The following is a 17,186-nucleotide window of genomic DNA, read 5'->3' as shown; positions in this document are numbered from 1 at the left end:
CAAACGTATTTGGAGAACAAATATAATGCAAAAAGTTAGAAGTAAAAACCAATACTAATAATCTTTATTTGGGCGCATCCCAAAAAGGGTCGGGCTATCCGTTACAAGTCCTCGCTCGTGCCTCGCTGTGGGCTTTCCACTCCTATCCCTTGCGCGTTTAAATTAATGTAAGCTATTCCATAATTAAAGTCCATAAATACGTGTTTATATTGAACAAAAAAAAAGCCCCTCGAAAATCGAGAGGCTTTAATTTATAGATTAATGAGATTCCTTTTTTTAAAGGAATTTTCGGATTATTTCTTTCCGTCCATTTTATCCTTAAGAGCTTGTAAAGCATCATTAGCATCACCTAAAGTTGGTTTTGCTTCGGCAGCTTGAGAAGCTTGCTTTTTAACAGCAGCTTTTACGTTAGCCATTTCTTCAGCTTTAAAAATTGCAGTATGCGATGCAACTACTCTTTTAAACTCTTTGTTAAATTCAATAATTTTAAATTCTGTTTCTTCACCTTTTTTAAGTTTAGAACCATCTTCTTTCTCTAAGTGACGAGACGGTACAAAAGCAACGATATCTTCGTTAAACTCTATAGTCGCACCTTTATCAACTATTTCAGATATAGCAGCTTTATGAACTGTATCTAAAGCGAATTCAGTTTCATACTTATCCCAAGGGTTATCAGTTGTTTGTTTGTGACCTAAACTTAATTTACGTCCTTCAACATCTAATTCAAGTACAATAACTTCTAACTTGTCACCTACAGCACAGAACTCAGATGGGTGTTTGATTTTCTTAGTCCAAGATAAATCAGAGATATAAATTAATCCGTCAATTCCTTCTTCTAATTCAACAAAAACACCAAAGTTTGTAAAGTTACGTACAATACCTGTATGCTTAGAACCTAATGGGTATTTAGTAGTAATATCTGTCCATGGATCTGGAGTTAATTGCTTGATACCAAGAGACATTTTACGATCTTCTCTATCTAGAGTTAAGATAACTGCATCAACTTCATCACCAACAGTAACGAAATCTTGTGCAGAACGTAAATGTGTAGACCAAGACATTTCAGAAACGTGAATTAATCCTTCAACACCATCAGCAACCTCGATAAATGCACCGTAATCTGCGATTACAACTACTTTACCTTTTACTTTATCACCAACTTTCACCTCTTCTGCAAGAGCTTCCCATGGGTGTTTAGATAATTGTTTAAGACCTAATTGGATTCTTGATTTGTTTTCATCAAAATCAAGGATTACAACATTTAATTTTTGATCTAACTCAACAATCTCATTTGGATGGTTAATTCTAGACCAAGATAAATCTGTAATGTGAACTAATCCGTCAACACCACCAAGATCGATAAATACACCGTAAGAAGTAATATTTTTAACAATACCTTCTAATACTTGACCTTTTTCTAATTGACCAATAATTTCTTTCTTTTGTTCTTCAATATCAGCCTCAATAAGTGCTTTATGAGAAACTACTACGTTTTTGAATTCGTGGTTGATTTTCACAACTTTAAATTCCATAGTTTTATTTACATACTGGTCGTAATCTCTAATTGGTTTAACGTCAATTTGAGAACCTGGTAAGAATGCTTCAATTCCGAAAACATCTACAATCATACCACCTTTAGTTCTACATTTAACAAAACCGTTAACGATTTCACCAGTTTCGTGTGCTTTATTTACACGATCCCATGCTTTAATTACACGAGCTTTTCTGTGAGATAATACTAATTGTCCTGTTGCATCTTCACGAACATCAATTAATACTTCTACTTTGTCTCCTACTTTTAAATCTGGGTTGTAACGAAATTCGTTTAAAGAAATAACACCTTCAGACTTTGCGTTGATATCAATAATTGCATCTCTATCAGAAATGTGAACTACTGTACCTTCTACAACTTCGTCATCTAATGTGTCTACGAAATTTTCAGCTACTAATTTTTCAAATTCTTTTAATTGTAAGTCATCAACTTCATCAATACCTTCTTGGTAATTGTGCCAGTTGAACTCTTTTAAGAATTTTTCAGGGTTTGCTTGAGCTTCAGATACTACTGGAGCTTCTACTGCTGGAGCTTCTGTTGCTTCAACTTCAGCTTGTTTTGCTTTTTCAGCCATTTAAGATAATTAAGTAATGTCTTTATTTTTTATAACGACATTACAATTTGTATTCTGCTATGCTTCAGGAAATTTAAGCGATTAACACACAGAAGTGTTATATTATTTTTAGTTTCATTCCTTTTATTTTCCCGATGATTCGCTAAAAGGAGTGCAAAAATACATATTATTGACATAATTACCTAGAAATGAGAAAATAAAATACATGTGACTTTAAATCTTCTTAAGGGTCTAAAAATCAAGAAACAATAACAAATCAATATTTTAATCTAAACAATAGAATATTTTAGTATATTGTTCTTATCAAATTAACACTTATAAATTACAAAATCATGGTTAAAGCAAAGTATCAAGACGTATTAAATTTAGGAGAAGAATTAAACATTCAAGGAGGGAATGTTTCAGAAGAAAATGGTGTTCTTAAAGTAACAGGAACAGCTAATACGCAGTATGAAAAAAACATTCTTTGGGATAAAATAAAAGAAATAGGCGGTGAGAATCCATCAGATATTATGGCTGATATAAAAGTAGCTGATGAAACTGTATTTGCTAGACATACTGTTAAAAGCGGAGAAACTTTAGGTAAAATTGCAAAGCAATATTATGGTAGTGCTTCAAAATACAATGCTATTTTTAAAGCTAATTCTGATATCTTAAAGAATCCAGATGTAATTCATCCAGATCAAGAATTAATTATTCCTAATTTATAGGAATACATTATTAGTTAAAATAAAAACGAACCTTTTATATAAAGGTTCGTTTTTTTTATGCTCTAAGTTTAAATAGAAGACGTTTACTCTAAATCTTCGATAGTCATTTTTGCTAATTGAAGTATTTTGTTGAATTGCTCATCTAACGTCATATGAGAATTATCAATTTCAATGGCATCTTTGGCTTTTACTAAAGGTGAATCTTCTCGATTAGAATCTATATAATCGCGTTCTTCAACGTTTTTTAAAACATCTTTATACTCAACCTTATCGCCACGCTCTATAAGTTCTTGAAAACGACGTTCTGCTCTAGTTTTTGCCGAAGCTGTCATAAATAATTTAAGCTCAGCCTCCGGAAACACTACGGTTCCAATATCTCTACCATCCATAACAACACCTTTATTTTGCCCTAGTTTTTGCTGTTGCTCTACTAATTTTAAGCGAACTTCGGATATTGCAGCTACTTTACTAACATAACTGGATACCTCTAGTGTTCTAATTTGTTTTTCAATATTAACATCATTCAGATAAACTTCAGCAAAACCTAAAGATTCATTAAATTTAAAACTGATATTAATATTTGGTAATTGGTAAATTAAAGCTTCAGAATTAAAATCATCTTTACTAATTAGTCCGTTTTGCATGGTATAAAATGTAACAGCGCGATACATGGCACCAGTATCTACATATACATAACCCAATGCTTTAGCTAGCTGTTTTGCAACGGTACTCTTACCAGTAGATGAAAACCCATCAATAGCTATTGTGATTTTATTCATTATTTAAGTTTAAAGTGTCTAAAATACTTAAAGCCTATAAAGTGAAGAAGAAAATTAGTCGCTATTTATAATTTTAAGTGTTTTGTTACTGTAAATCTAGTTGCAATCCGAAGAAATTTGCATTTGCAGCACTCGTATATTTTGCATGCGTGTAACTAAAGCGCATTTTATTCATTTTTATAGAAATACCTGCTGACAACCCTGAGAAGTTTCGTTGGTCAACAATTCTTAACTCTTCTCCCCTTCTAAAATTATATCCCAAACGAATATTAAAACCACCTTCAGGGAAAATTTCCGCACCAACTATAGTATGCCTAATAACTTGCCCGAGAAAACCAATTTTTTCTGATGTTTGATTACCCGATAAATCACTAGTAACACGTGCAGGATTTGCCGTCGCAATTGGCCATTCTTGTAAATTCTCTAGTGTAACATGCCAACGAATTGGAACATTTTCTAAACGTTGTGACATACCAAAGGACACTTCAAAAGGAATGCGCTCTCTTAAATCTGCATAGGTTGTTATTTGAGATCCTAAATTTCTAACTACTAATGCTGCGTTAAAATCTAAATCTTCATTAATATATACAACGCCCAAATCTACTGCTGCACCAAGCGAATTGTATTGCTCTAATCTTGAAGTGATTAATTTAGCATTAGCACCAAAATAAAAATCGGAATAGCCTATTTGAGTAGCATAACCAAAAGATAGAGCTGTTTCATTTCCAGAAAAAGTTCCTGTTGAATTTCCAGCTTCATCATAACCATCAAACGATCCGTAGTTTATATATGTAATACCTGCATGAAAGGTCTGTGTACGCCTATCAACTGTATAAGCATAAGACGCTGTACCATAACCAATATCTCCTAAATAACTCGTGTAATTTAAGGCCAATTGATTATCCATTTCTGCATTAATCGTGGCAGGGTTAAAAATAGCCTGTGTAACATCGTAATCTACATTAGTCAAAACTTTACCTCCCAATGCCGCTTGACGAGGCGAAGCAACTAAGTTAAGAAATTGATATGTAGTTTCCCCTCCTACCTGCGCCATTGATAGAGAAGCCATAGTTAAACAAAATGATGTGATAATTTTTTTTAGCATATTTCCGGCACAAAGTAAATGAATCTATACTAAAACGGTAGTATGCATCTTTTATTTTTTTTGAAGTATTTTTTTCTATTTAAGATATAACTTCTGCCCAATGGATAAATTATTGTTTTTCAATCCATTTAATCGCTTTATAGTTTCAATACTAACACCTGTCTTTCTAGAAATGCCATAAAGAGAATTCCCTTTTTCAACAACCCAAACTTTAGCAGAATCAGTTTTAGCCACTTCGTTAAAATTTCTAACACGCAGTTTTTGTCCAACACTAACTAAGGTTGTTTTTAAATTATTAGCCTCTTTAATTTTATTTATAGTTAGCCCATATTGTTTTGAAATGATTGCTAAATTTTCTCCAGCTTCAACAGTATGATAATTTAGGCGATCTATCGAATTGTCTTCCGTTCTTTTTCTAGCATTAACTATTGAATCGTTTCCGTTAGCATCTTTAAAAATAAATTCGCCAGTAGCTAAGTTTAATTTTGCTTCTTTTCCGTTTAAAAGAACATCTTTAAAGCTCGTTTTAGATTGTGCTGTTAAATTGTATGAACAAGCTAGAACTGCTATAAATAAGCATATCGTTTTATAATTTCTTCGCATTTTGTACTTTTTGTTTTGTAATTGCAATGTCTATAACATCACTCATATCTGTCACATAATGAAACGTTAAACCTTTTAAATATTCAGGTTTTATTTCTTCAATATCACGTCTATTATCTTCACACATTAATATTTCTTTAATGCGTGCTCTTTTTGCTGCTAATATTTTTTCTTTAATTCCTCCTACAGGTAATACTTTTCCACGAAGTGTTATTTCACCGGTCATCGCTAAGCTTTTCTTTACTTTCCTTTGCGTAAACAAAGATACTAAAGATGTTAACATCGTTACACCTGCACTCGGACCGTCTTTTGGAGTTGCTCCTTCAGGCACGTGAATATGCACATTATATTTATTAAATATTTCAGGGTTTATTCCAAAACTATCAGCATTAGATTTTATGTATTCCATAGCTATAGTTGCAGATTCTTTCATCACTTTACCTAAGTTTCCGGTAATAGTCATTGATCCTTTTCCTTTTGAAAGAATAGATTCAATAAACAAAATATCACCACCCACCCGAGTCCAAGCTAAACCAGTTACAACTCCGGCTACGTTATTGTTTTCGTATTTATCACGTTCTAATTTTGGGCCGCCTAAAACTTCAATTACATCTTCATTAGATATTTTAATATTATAGTCTTCTTCCATAGCAATGTTTTTGGCAGCATATCGTACCATTTTTGCTATTTGCTTTTCTAATCCACGAACACCAGATTCTCTAGTATAACCTTCAACAATTTTTTCCAATTGCGGTTTTCCTATTTTTAAATGCTTATCCGTTAAACCGTGCTCTTTTAACTGTTTTGGTAATAAATGACGTTTCGCAATTTCTACCTTTTCTTCTATGGTATAACCAGTAACATTTATGATTTCCATTCTGTCAAGTAAAGCTGGCTGAATAGTAGATAAGCTATTTGATGTAGCAATGAACATAACCTTTGAAAGATCATAACCCATTTCTAAAAAGTTATCGTAAAACTCACTATTTTGCTCAGGATCTAAAACTTCCAGCATTGCAGAAGATGGATCGCCTTGATGTGAATTTGAAAGCTTATCAATTTCATCTAAAACAAATACAGGATTTGACGTACCAGCCTTTTTCAAACTTTGAATAATACGTCCTGGCATTGCACCAATATAGGTTTTTCTATGTCCGCGTATTTCAGCTTCATCTCTTAAACCACCTAACGAAATTCTAACATATTCTCTTCCTAAAGCTTCGGCTATCGATTTTCCTAATGATGTTTTACCAACACCCGGAGGACCGTAAAGACATAGAATTGGAGACTTCATATCATTACGAAGCTTTATAACGGCCAAATACTCTATAATTCTTTTTTTAACGTCTTCTAAACCAAAATGATCTCGATCTAGAATCTTCATAGCACGTTTCAAGTCGAACTTATCTTTACTAAACTCATTCCAAGGTAAATCTAAAAATAACTCTAAATAGTTTCGCTGAATAGAATACTCTGCTACTTGAGGATTCATGCGTTGTAGTTTGGATATTTCCTTATCAAAATGCTTAGCTACATCGTCATTCCAAAGTTTTTCTTTAGCCTTAGCTTTCATCTCATCAATCTCCTCATCATGACTTACACCACCCAGTTCTTCTTGAATAGTTTTCATTTGTTGATGCAAGAAATACTCACGTTGCTGTTGGCTCATATCCATCTGAACTTTAGACTGGATATCGTTCTTAAGTTCTAACTTCTGAAACTCAACATTCATTAGTTTCAATGTTGCTAATGCACGATTTTTTAGGTCATTAATTTCTAGAAGCTGTTGTTTTTCTTCAACTGAAAGATTCATATTAGAAGACACGAAATTTACTAAAAACGAATCACTTTCAATGTTTTTTATAGCAAATGAAGCCTCACTTGGTATGTTTGGGCTTTCTTTAATAATCTCTAAAGCTAAATCTTTAATAGAATCTATAATTGCAGAAAATTCTTTGTTCTTTTTAGCAGGTTTTGCCTCAGGAATGTCTCTAATAGTAGCATTCATGTAAGGTTCTTCAGTTAATACTTCTGCAACCTTAAAACGTTTTTTTCCTTGTATAATAACAGTTACGTTACCATCAGGCATTTTTAAAACACGCAAAATCTTGGCAACTGTACCTGTTTCGTGTATATCTTTAGCGCCTGGTTTTTCAACCGCTTCATCTTTTTGTGCAACAACCCCAATAACTTTTCCGCCTTTGTTGGCATCGTTTATAAGCTTTATTGATGCATCTCTTCCTGCCGTAATTGGAATTACAACACCCGGAAACAATACCGTATTTCTTAATGATAAGATTGGAAGTGTTTCTGGCAATTCTTCGTTATTTATAGCTTCTTCATCCTCGGGTGTCATTAACGGAATTAATTCTGAGTTTTCATCAAATTCCTGTAATGACAAACTGTCAAGGGTAGTAAATTTAGATTTCTTCATATATATTTTTAGGTCAATCTGTCATTAAATCAAGATTGATTATTTTTTCTAATTAATATTAAATACTTTATAATGTTGAATATAAGCGATTTAAATCAAAAATCAAGTAGCCCAACATTATTATAATTTCAATAGCTGTGCCATTTATAAAACTAAGCTATTTTTATTATTAATTTTTTAATTCATCTGTAAGATAAATTATATTATTTTTATCGCTTAAACAGATAAAATTCTAATAAATGACGCTTAATAGATCCTTACTTTTTATACTTTGTATTTGTGTTTTTTCATGTAATATTGAACCTTATGAAGAAGATGTCACTTCTGAAGAAATTGAGGAAGTAGACGAAACTGAAGAAGAAGAAGAGGAAACTACAGATTATGTTTTATTAAAGCAACTTGTTTATAATAAAGGAACTGTGGATGAATACACAGAAACTTTTAACTATGATGGTAATAAATTAACTAGTGTAGATTATGGTGATGGTTATAAAAATGTTTATACCTATGATAGCAATGACAAATTAATTAAAGACGAATGGTTTGCAGATAATGAACTTGAAGCTTCTGTAGACTTAGAATATAATTCTGATGGGGAAATTGCCTCTTATATTGAAAATTTTTATAAATCTTCTGGATTAGATGAACGTCAGTATAAAAATATATTCATCCACAATTCGGATGGCACAATAACTAAAGAAGTTTACTTAAGTATTGATGGATCTGATTTTGAAATACGCTGGACTGAAACAATCACTTTTGAGGGATTAAATATTTTAGAAATAGCAAATGATGATGACTTTAAACAATCCTACACATACGATGATAAGAATAATGCTTTTAAAAATATTCATGCTATTGAAATTTTAAACTTTTTAACTGAAAATGAGTTTGGAACAATAATTTATGGAAATACTAACAACATAATTAGTCGCGTAGATAGTGATACTTCTACTACTGATAGCTTCTTAGATAATTATAGATATGAGTATACCTATAATGAAAATAATTATCCAATATCCTGTACCTACACTTCTGAATATAGTGATGGTAATATTGATGTAGAAACTATAGAATATTTCTACGAATAAATATAAATACTTGTAAATTAAAAAAGGCTAATTCAAAAATTGAATTAGCCTTTTTTAATGCCTAAATCTTCCCTAGCTTCTTTAAAGCAAATAAAATGACAATGGGAATAGCCAATAAAACTATCATAAGTAAATTGGTTTCAAATAACCAAGGTGATAAGAATAATGTAATAAGATAACCACCAACAGCTCCACCAAAATGGGCATCGTGACCAATGTTTCCTACTCTATTTTTCATGCCATAAATGGAATATAACAAATAACCAATACCAAAGAGATAAGCTGGAATTGGAATGGGAATAAAAAACATGTATAGACTCATTCCTGGCTGTAATAATATAGCCGAATAAATAATACCACTAACAGCACCACTCGCCCCTACTGCACTATAATGGTATTCGTTTTTATGAAAATAAAATGATAATAAACTCCCTACTAAAAGGCTGCCAAAATACACAAGCAGAAACTGAATGGGACTTAAAAGCGATATAACTACATCTGCAAAAAAGTATAATGAAAGCATATTAAATAACAGGTGTTGTGTATCTGCATGTAAAAACCCAGAACTAAACATTCGTAATTTTTCTCCACGCTGTATACCACCAACTTGAAACTTGTATTTTTCAAAAAAACTATAATCATTAAATCCTTTATAGGAGATAATTACATTGGCTGCAATAATTATAATAGTTACTATATCTAAATTACCCATAAGGTCTAAACGTTTATTCTTAAATTAATATATATTTGCTCTACAAATCTAAAACTAATTCATGCAATTTCTAGTTTATATTCTAGTTTATCCACTTTTATGGATAATATCTATTTTACCATTTAGAATATTGTATTTGTTATCTGATATATTTTACGGCATAGTGTATTATATAATTGGCTATAGAAAAAAAGTGGTTTATAACAACATTAAGTTGGCTTTCCCTAGTAAAACTGAACAAGAGATTTTAGACATAAGAAAACAATTTTATCACCATTTGTGTGATATGATGTTTGAAGCGATTAAGTCCATCACTATTTCTGAAGCAGAAATGCAAAAACGTTTTGTATTTACCAATATTGAAGACATCCATAAACTAGAACAAGAAAATAGAAGTATTGTTTTATTTATGGGGCATTACGCGAGTTGGGAATGGGTTTTTGTTATGCAAACCCAAATAAAACATAAGGGTTATGTTATTTACAAAAAACTTAGCAATACCTATTTTGATGTTCTTGTTAGACGCATTCGTGCAAAATATAATAGCTATTTAATTACTACAAAGGAAACATTTCCAACACTTATAAAAGCAAAAAGAAACAACGAATTAACACTTAATGGTTTTGCTTTCGATCAATCCCCAAAACTGGCTAAAGCCATGCATTGGCAAAACTTTATGGGTAAAGAAGTCCCTGTTCATGTAGGTGCCGAAGTTCTTGCGAAACGTTTAGATATGGCAACTTTATTTTTAAAAGTAAAGAAAGTAAAACGTGGTTATTACGAAGCCGACTTTACGGATATTATTAGAAATGCTAAAGATTATAAGGATTTTGAACTTACAGACCTTTATTTAAAACGTGTTGAAGAACAAATCTATGAAGCTCCAGAATATTACTTTTGGACGCATAAACGTTGGAAACATCAAGGTATGAAACCTTTAAGTTAAATTCTAAATTCCAAAAGAGTAGAGACTTAATTATACTTTTGTGATTTCTCCTCGTGCTGAATTTTCAAATTTGATGTTTATGGCAAATATCCACAGAATAAAAAAAATTAGACTACCTAAGCGGATGATTTAGCCCCGATTGAAGCGGCATCCTTTTTAAATTAAAAGAAACCTAACTTTTAAAAGACCCAAAAATTAGCTAATTGCTACGTCCTTCGACCTCACCATGACGTTTTTAAAAAGATACAGATGAAAGCGGGAAATAGCTTCTAATTATAAAGCTTATTTATTAAATGAAAATCGGCTAAAACCAATGCTGCCATGGCTTCTACAATAGGAACTGCTCTTGGCACCACACATGGGTCGTGACGGCCTTTACCTTGCATCTCTACTGTATTACCAGCTTTGTCGATAGTTTCGTATTTCTGAATAAGGGTTGCTACAGGTTTGAAAGCCACACTAAAATAAATATCCATACCGTTACTTATTCCGCCTTGAATGCCACCAGAATAGTTGGTTTTTGTAGATCCGTCGTTATTAAAAGCATCGTTATGATCGCTTCCATACATAGTGCTTCCGTGAAATCCGCTACCATACTCAAAACCTTTTACAGCGTTTATAGAAAGCATAGCTTTTCCTAATTCGGCATGCAATTTATCGAACACAGGTTCTCCTAATCCTACAGGTACATTTTTTATAACACAGCTAACTATACCTCCAACGGTATCGCCCTTTCCGCGTACTTCTTTAATATAGGTTTCCATTTTTGCTGCCATATCTTGGTCTGGGCAACGTACAATATTAGACTCTACTTTAGTAAGGTCTATTTCATTATATGGTGTATCTAATTTCATGGTACCTACTCCCGAAACATAAGCTGTAATTTCGATACCTTTTAACATTTGTTTTGCTATAGCACCTGCAACAACACGACATGCCGTTTCTCGTGCAGAACTACGCCCGCCACCACGATAATCTCTAACACCATATTTTTTATCATAGGTATAATCGGCATGACTAGGTCTGTAACTATCTTTTATATGAGAATAATCGTGAGATTTTTGATTGGTGTTTTCAATAACAAAACCAATGGATGTTCCAGTTGTAACACCTTCAAAAATACCAGAATGAAACTTTACTGTATCTGGCTCTTTACGCTGCGTAACAATAGCAGACTGCCCTGGTTTTCTACGGTTTAATTCATTTTGAATTTCATCTAAATCCAATTCAATTCCCGACGGACAGCCATCTATAACGCCACCTAAAGCAGGTCCGTGAGATTCTCCATAAGTTGTTAAATTAAATAGTTTTCCGAAGGAATTACCAGCCATAATTACAATTTTTGGCTAAGTTAAATCTATTCTTATAAATACGAAAACGAAATCGTATTAAGCTTAAATATTTTCTGTAGCTAAATACGTAACAATTAATTAACAATCACCTGACATTTAATTAATTATGCGGTAATGATTACATAATACTAAAAGTTGTTATTTGTAATGTATTAATAATTACCAATTTGAAAATAAAAAGGAAAATAGAAATTGCAGTAATATCCGATGTTCACTTAGGAACTTACGGTTGCCATGCCAAACATTTACTCACCTATTTAAATAGTATAGATCCTAAGAAACTCGTGCTAAATGGCGATATTATAGACATTTGGCAGTTTAGCAAACGATACTTTCCAAAATCACACTTAAAAGTGATAAAAAAAATAATGACTATGGCCTCTAACGGTGTAGAAGTTATTTATATAACCGGAAACCATGATGAAATGCTGAGAAAGTTTAGCGACACCACCATTGGCAATATTTCTATAGTAGATAAAGCCGTTTTAGAATTGGATGGGAAAAAAGCCTGGTTTTTTCATGGAGATGTTTTTGATATATCTATACAGAATGCAAAATGGCTGGCAAAACTTGGTGGTTATGGTTACGATTTTTTAACCTTACTTAACCGCGGTGTAAATTGGTATTTAGAAAAACGCGGTAAAGAGCGTTATTCACTATCTAAAAAAGTTAAAAACGGTGTAAAAGGTGCTGTAAAATATATCAATGACTTTGAAAAAGTGATTTCTGAACTCGCTATTGAGAATGAATATGACTATGTGATTTGCGGACATATACACCAACCCAAAATGCAATATATCGAGAATAAACATGGAAAAACTATGTATTTAAACTCTGGAGATTGGATAGAAAACTTTACAGCTTTAGAATATCAATTTAAACGTTGGAAAGTCTATAACTTTAATAAAGATAAACTAGCTCCTTTTGTTGTTATTGATAAAGAAGATGAAGATTTAGAAATGAAAGATTTGATTGCTGCAATTACTATTGTAGGTCAAGGCGAGAAAAAAAAGAAAACTAAAAAGGCACTTTAGTTTTTTTTAACTTCTATCGATATTTTATTATGATACAAACTTAATTAAACAAGAGCTTCTTTTAAAATTGTAATCGGGTGTTTGGCTTCACGCTGAGTTCCATCTTTTATTTGATGTCTGCAGCTTGTTCCATTTGCAGATATTAATGTTTCATTTGAAGCTTTTCTAACTGCCGGAAATAAAGTTTGTTCCCCTACTTGCATACTCACCTCGTAATGTTCTTTTTCATAACCAAAACTGCCTGCCATACCGCAACAGCCACTTGGTATTATGGTTACTTTATAATTTGTTGGTAAATTTAATACCGTAAAACTCGATAATTGATTACTCATAGCCTTTTGATGACAATGCCCGTGAAACTTTATGGTTTTATGCTCTAAAGTGAATTGGTCTGGCTTTATATTTCCTAATGCTATTTCTTTCTGAATAAATTCTTCTATTAAAAATGTGTGTGTTGCAATCGCTTCCGCGGAAGATTTATCGTCTGCTAATTTTAAATACTCGTCTTTGAATGTAAAAATTGCTGAAGGCTCAATACCAATTAATGGCATTTCCTCTGAAACTTTATCTTTAAAAAGTGAGACATTTTTATTTGCCACATTTTTAGCTTGTTCTAATAATCCTTTTGATAAAAATGAACGACCAGATTCGGCGTTATCAATCAACTTTACATCATAATTTAAACCTCTTAACAGGTGAATAGCATCTAAACCAATTGAAGCATCAAGATGATTTGTAAATTCATCATTAAACAAGAAAACCGTTTTTACAAATCTACTACTAACCACTTGTTTTTCAAGTAATTCAAACTCACCACTTAAACTTTTATTTGATATCAATGGCAAGCTTCTTTCTTTAGCAATACCAAAAGATTTTTTTAATAATGAAGCTGTTAATCGGTTTGAGAAAACAAAATTAGTAAGCCCTGGCAGCTTACTTCCAAATCGATTTAATCTGTTATTATAAGCAAACAATTTAGTGCGTAAAGGCACTCCATTTTCATTTTGATATTGGTATTGAAATTCGGCTTTTAAACTTGCTACATCTACACTACTTGGGCATTCGCTAGAACACGCTTTACAGCTTAAACATAAATCGAAAACATCTTTTAACTCTTTATGATTAAATTTATTTGACTTCTCAGAATTGGTTAGAAATTCACGCAAGGCATTTGCTCTCGCTCTGGTGGTATCTTTTTCGTTTCTAGTAGCTCTATAACTCGGGCACATCGTACCTCCAAATTCTGGAAGTTTTCTGCAATCGCCAGAACCATTACACTTTTCTGCCTCTCGTAAAATACCTTGAGATTTCGAAAAATCTAAAAGTGTTTTAATTTCTGAATCTTTCCTATCAACTTCATAGCGAAGCGACTTATCCATGGGTAAAGGATCAATTATTTTACCGGGATTAAAAATATTGTCAACATCAAACGCAGATTTTATTTTTTTTAATATTTGGTAATTTTCATTACCAATCATCAATGAAATAAACTCAGAACGCACAATGCCATCACCATGTTCGCCGCTCATAGAGCCTTTATATTTCTTTACTAAATGCGCGACGTCAGTTGTTATTTTCCTAAACAAATCAACATCATCGGCCTTTTTTAAATCTAAAATAGGACGTAAATGAATTTCTCCAGCTCCAGCATGTGCGTAATAAATGGCATCTTGCTTATAGTTTTTCATAAGCTTTGAAAACTCAGAAATAAAGGTTGCTAAATCGGGTAATGCAACGGCCGTATCTTCAATACAAGCAACGCCTTTTTTATCACCAACAATATTTCCTAATAATCCTAAACCTGCACTACGCAGGTTAACGGCTTTATTAATATCATCTCCAATAAGTTTTGGGTATGCGTAACTAAAACCAGAATTTATAATTGTTTTTTCAAGTTTAAAGGCTAATAACTTAACAGCTTCTAATGTGTCAGCTTTAACTTCACACATTAAAATAGCTTTTGGATCACCTTCTATAAACTGTCTATTTTCCTGCTGAGTTTTATTATGCTTTGTACAATCTAAAATGGTTTTATCCATCATTTCGCAAGTGTACAAGTCGTGTTTCATAACAGGTACCACTGCCTTCATACAGCTTTCTACACTATCAAAATGCGCTGCTACCATTATAGATTCTGCTGGTGGCAACTTATCTAACTTTAAAGTGATTTGTGTCGTAAAAGCCAACGTACCCTCACTTCCTGCAAGCAGTTTACACATATTAAAATTTTCAGAAGCATCTAAAAATACTTGAGATTTTATCAATTCATCTATGGCATAACCTGTATTTCTTCTGTGTATTTCTGGCTTTGGGAAATTGTCTGTAATTTGCTTCTGTACAGCTTCAGACTTCAACTCATTATAAATTGTTTTATAAATATCACCTTCTAATGATTCTAACTTTGTTTTCTGCTGAAAAGTTTCAGAAGATAAGTCTCCAAAAACAACTTGACTACCATCACTTAAAATAGTGTGCATTTCTAAAACCTTATCTCTTGTAACACCATACTGTATAGACGTTGTGCCCGAAGAGTTATTTCCAACCATACCTCCTAGCATGCATCTATTTGATGTTGATGTATTCGGTCCAAAAAATAAACCATAAGGTTTTAAATAATTATTTAAAGCATCACGAACTACTCCTGGTTGTACGGTAACTGTTTGTGTCTTTTCGTCTAACTTAATAATCTTAGTGAAATACTTAGACACATCGACTATTATTCCGTTACCAACACATTGCCCGGCTAACGATGTTCCTGCTGTTCTAGGAATCAAGGATGTTTGGTTAGCTTTTGCAAAGGTTATAAGGTGTTTTATGTCATCTTCGTTTTTTGGGTAAGCAACTGCTAATGGTAGTTTTCTATATACCGAGGCATCTGTAGCGTATATAGATTTTATTAAATCATCATAAAACAATTCACCTTCTAACCTATCTCTTAACTCCTTTAAATATAGACTTAGCGCCATCTTCAACCTTAAATGTTAATAAAACTTAAAAGAAGATAAATATAAATACAATTTTGGCGTTATTTTTGCAAAACCATTATGAATATTCAAAAATGGTCTTTTTTACTAAAAAGAGCGTATATAATTTCATTGAACTAAAAACTTTTAATTATGAAAAAATTATTTTTATTATCACTTACAGTATTAGCTTTTGCATTTACATCAAATGCCCAAGATATTTCAGAAAATGCCATAGGATTGCGTTTAGGAGACAGTGATGGTTTTGGAGCTGAAATATCTTATCAACGTGCTTTAGGGGAAAGCAATAGATTAGAAGCCGATTTAGGTTGGAGAAGCGGCAACACTTATAATGCATTTAAACTTACCGGGATTTATCAATGGGTTATGCCTTTAGATGGTGATTTTAACTGGTATGCTGGAGCTGGTGGAGGTTTAGCTTCTTTTAGCGGCAAAGATCTTTTAGATGGGGTAAGCGAAACGGCGCTTTTTATAGCGGGAGATGTAGGTATAGAATACGATTTTGATATTCCATTATTATTATCTTTAGATTTTAGACCAGAAATTGGTTTTGGTGATTTTAGTAATGATTTAGATTTCGATATTGCTTTAGGTATACGTTACCAATTTTAATTATATTAAAATACAACTTTCAAAAGCACCTTTCGAGGTGCTTTTTTTTAGTTTAAAACTTTTCTTAATAAAAACTTCATTTTAATTGATGACTTTTTTCTTTTTAAACTATGTATTACTATAAACTTAAAATTAGTAATATGAAAACTATTAAAACTCTTATCCTATTCTTATTTGTAATAACCCTGTCTTGTTCTGAAAGTGACGATTCTATAGAGGAACAGCAACAAGCACAAGGTAGCTTATCTTTAGCTTTTATAAGTGGTGGCGGCTTTGTTATGGAAAACGTTACTGCAACTATTTCTGGCCTTTATAATAACACCAATAAACTCTCAATACATATAACTGGAGAAGCTGAAGGCTCTAATATTGGAGAGCTTACCCTCAACCTAATTGACAATGATCCTGATAGTGAAGCTTTTAAAGTAAATACAGAATATAGTTTTAATATTAATTCGAATACTGTTTATGCCAATGCAACTTATGTAGATTCTTATAAAGATTTTTCTGGAGATACTGGTCGTTTAACCATTACCAAATATGACGAAAGTACTAATAGTGCTACAATTAATGGAATCTTAAGTATAACTGGTAATTATGAAACCATGCTATTAAATATGTCCAGTCTTATTTTAACATGTACAGAATGTAACTAAGTAAGCTCTAAATTATATTTTCAATATAATGGCACTATAAAA

The 17,186-nt window shown here is 32.2% G+C and carries 14 protein-coding genes; 6 read left to right on the top strand and 8 right to left on the bottom strand.

Annotation, left to right across the window (positions count from 1 at the left end):
- Nucleotides 1-293: 293 nt before the first annotated feature.
- Entirely contained in the window at nt 294-2,126 is a 1,833-nt protein-coding gene (gene rpsA, locus SJY43_RS11845; RefSeq protein WP_396600955.1) for a 30S ribosomal protein S1, read from the bottom strand.
- A 332-nt stretch (nt 2,127-2,458) separates the two neighbouring features.
- Between rpsA and SJY43_RS11840 the strand changes: the two genes are divergently transcribed.
- Nucleotides 2,459-2,836 carry a LysM peptidoglycan-binding domain-containing protein gene (locus tag SJY43_RS11840; protein ID WP_396600954.1) on the top strand — a complete coding sequence of 126 codons (378 nt, stop codon included), beginning with the start codon at nt 2,459-2,461 and terminating at the stop codon, nt 2,834-2,836.
- Nucleotides 2,837-2,919: 83 nt separating this feature from the next.
- Here SJY43_RS11840 and cmk read toward each other — a convergent pair whose 3' ends face one another.
- The 4 genes from cmk to lon all read right to left on the bottom strand — a co-directional run bounded on the left by cmk (nt 2,920) and on the right by lon (nt 7,757).
- Nucleotides 2,920-3,615 (bottom strand): (d)CMP kinase, encoded by a 696-nt coding sequence (gene cmk, locus SJY43_RS11835; RefSeq protein ID WP_396600953.1) that lies wholly within the window; start codon nt 3,613-3,615, stop codon nt 2,920-2,922.
- Between the two features lie 85 nt (nt 3,616-3,700).
- Complete coding sequence (gene porQ, locus SJY43_RS11830; RefSeq protein WP_396600952.1) at nt 3,701-4,720, bottom strand: type IX secretion system protein PorQ; 1,020 nt, start codon at nt 4,718-4,720, stop codon at nt 3,701-3,703.
- Nucleotides 4,721-4,795: 75 nt separating this feature from the next.
- Nucleotides 4,796-5,323, bottom strand: coding sequence for a LysM peptidoglycan-binding domain-containing protein (locus SJY43_RS11825; protein WP_396600951.1), 528 nt, complete (start codon nt 5,321-5,323; stop codon nt 4,796-4,798).
- A complete protein-coding gene (gene lon / locus SJY43_RS11820; RefSeq protein WP_396600950.1) occupies nt 5,307-7,757 on the bottom strand; it encodes an endopeptidase La in 2,451 nt (816 codons plus the stop codon). Before lon ends, SJY43_RS11825 begins: the two co-directional genes overlap by 17 nt.
- A gap of 239 nt (nt 7,758-7,996) precedes the next feature.
- Between lon and SJY43_RS11815 the strand changes: the two genes are divergently transcribed.
- Nucleotides 7,997-8,848: a hypothetical protein gene (locus SJY43_RS11815; protein WP_396600949.1), complete on the top strand. Its 852-nt coding sequence runs from the start codon at nt 7,997-7,999 to the stop codon at nt 8,846-8,848.
- A gap of 61 nt (nt 8,849-8,909) precedes the next feature.
- On the opposite strand, the gene SJY43_RS11810 is transcribed toward SJY43_RS11815, so the two are convergent.
- Nucleotides 8,910-9,560, bottom strand: coding sequence for a rhomboid family intramembrane serine protease (locus SJY43_RS11810; protein ID WP_396600948.1), 651 nt, complete (start codon nt 9,558-9,560; stop codon nt 8,910-8,912).
- A 61-nt stretch (nt 9,561-9,621) separates the two neighbouring features.
- Here SJY43_RS11810 and SJY43_RS11805 point away from each other — a divergent pair, with 61 nt between their 5' ends.
- A complete protein-coding gene (locus tag SJY43_RS11805; RefSeq protein WP_396600947.1) occupies nt 9,622-10,506 on the top strand; it encodes a lysophospholipid acyltransferase family protein in 885 nt (294 codons plus the stop codon).
- A 269-nt stretch (nt 10,507-10,775) separates the two neighbouring features.
- On the opposite strand, the gene aroC is transcribed toward SJY43_RS11805, so the two are convergent.
- Nucleotides 10,776-11,837 (bottom strand): chorismate synthase, encoded by a 1,062-nt coding sequence (gene aroC, locus SJY43_RS11800; protein ID WP_396600946.1) that lies wholly within the window; start codon nt 11,835-11,837, stop codon nt 10,776-10,778.
- Nucleotides 11,838-12,025: 188 nt separating this feature from the next.
- On the opposite strand from aroC, the gene SJY43_RS11795 reads away from it, so the two are divergent.
- Entirely contained in the window at nt 12,026-12,892 is an 867-nt protein-coding gene (locus tag SJY43_RS11795) for a UDP-2,3-diacylglucosamine diphosphatase (protein ID WP_396600945.1), read from the top strand.
- Between the two features lie 44 nt (nt 12,893-12,936).
- Here the strand turns inward: SJY43_RS11795 and SJY43_RS11790 are convergent, their stop codons facing one another.
- A complete protein-coding gene (locus SJY43_RS11790; protein WP_396600944.1) occupies nt 12,937-15,858 on the bottom strand; it encodes an FAD-binding and (Fe-S)-binding domain-containing protein in 2,922 nt (973 codons plus the stop codon).
- 150 nt (nt 15,859-16,008) lie between these two features.
- On the opposite strand from SJY43_RS11790, the gene SJY43_RS11785 reads away from it, so the two are divergent.
- Nucleotides 16,009-16,488: a hypothetical protein gene (locus tag SJY43_RS11785; RefSeq protein ID WP_396600943.1), complete on the top strand. Its 480-nt coding sequence runs from the start codon at nt 16,009-16,011 to the stop codon at nt 16,486-16,488.
- A gap of 140 nt (nt 16,489-16,628) precedes the next feature.
- Nucleotides 16,629-17,144 carry a hypothetical protein gene (locus SJY43_RS11780; protein WP_396600942.1) on the top strand — a complete coding sequence of 172 codons (516 nt, stop codon included), beginning with the start codon at nt 16,629-16,631 and terminating at the stop codon, nt 17,142-17,144.
- Nucleotides 17,145-17,186 lie beyond the last annotated feature (42 nt).

Origin of the sequence: Algibacter sp. R77976 (genome assembly GCF_044594645.1) — a bacterium.
Classification (GTDB): Bacteria; Bacteroidota; Bacteroidia; order Flavobacteriales; family Flavobacteriaceae; genus Algibacter_B.
This window is presented reverse-complemented; position numbering and strand designations above follow the sequence as displayed.

Bases quoted from the DNA above. Each gene is read 5' to 3' on its own strand.
- rpsA (WP_396600955.1), bottom strand. From the start codon at position 2,126: ATGGCTGAAAAAGCAAAACAAGCTGAAGTTGAAGCAACAGAAGCTCCA.
- SJY43_RS11840 (WP_396600954.1), top strand. From the start codon at position 2,459: ATGGTTAAAGCAAAGTATCAAGACGTATTAAATTTAGGAGAAGAATTA.
- cmk (WP_396600953.1), bottom strand. From the start codon at position 3,615: ATGAATAAAATCACAATAGCTATTGATGGGTTTTCATCTACTGGTAAG.
- porQ (WP_396600952.1), bottom strand. From the start codon at position 4,720: ATGCTAAAAAAAATTATCACATCATTTTGTTTAACTATGGCTTCTCTA.
- SJY43_RS11825 (WP_396600951.1), bottom strand. From the start codon at position 5,323: ATGCGAAGAAATTATAAAACGATATGCTTATTTATAGCAGTTCTAGCT.
- lon (WP_396600950.1), bottom strand. From the start codon at position 7,757: ATGAAGAAATCTAAATTTACTACCCTTGACAGTTTGTCATTACAGGAA.
- SJY43_RS11815 (WP_396600949.1), top strand. From the start codon at position 7,997: ATGACGCTTAATAGATCCTTACTTTTTATACTTTGTATTTGTGTTTTT.
- SJY43_RS11810 (WP_396600948.1), bottom strand. From the start codon at position 9,560: ATGGGTAATTTAGATATAGTAACTATTATAATTATTGCAGCCAATGTA.
- SJY43_RS11805 (WP_396600947.1), top strand. From the start codon at position 9,622: ATGCAATTTCTAGTTTATATTCTAGTTTATCCACTTTTATGGATAATA.
- aroC (WP_396600946.1), bottom strand. From the start codon at position 11,837: ATGGCTGGTAATTCCTTCGGAAAACTATTTAATTTAACAACTTATGGA.
- SJY43_RS11790 (WP_396600944.1), bottom strand. From the start codon at position 15,858: ATGGCGCTAAGTCTATATTTAAAGGAGTTAAGAGATAGGTTAGAAGGT.
- SJY43_RS11785 (WP_396600943.1), top strand. From the start codon at position 16,009: ATGAAAAAATTATTTTTATTATCACTTACAGTATTAGCTTTTGCATTT.
- SJY43_RS11780 (WP_396600942.1), top strand. From the start codon at position 16,629: ATGAAAACTATTAAAACTCTTATCCTATTCTTATTTGTAATAACCCTG.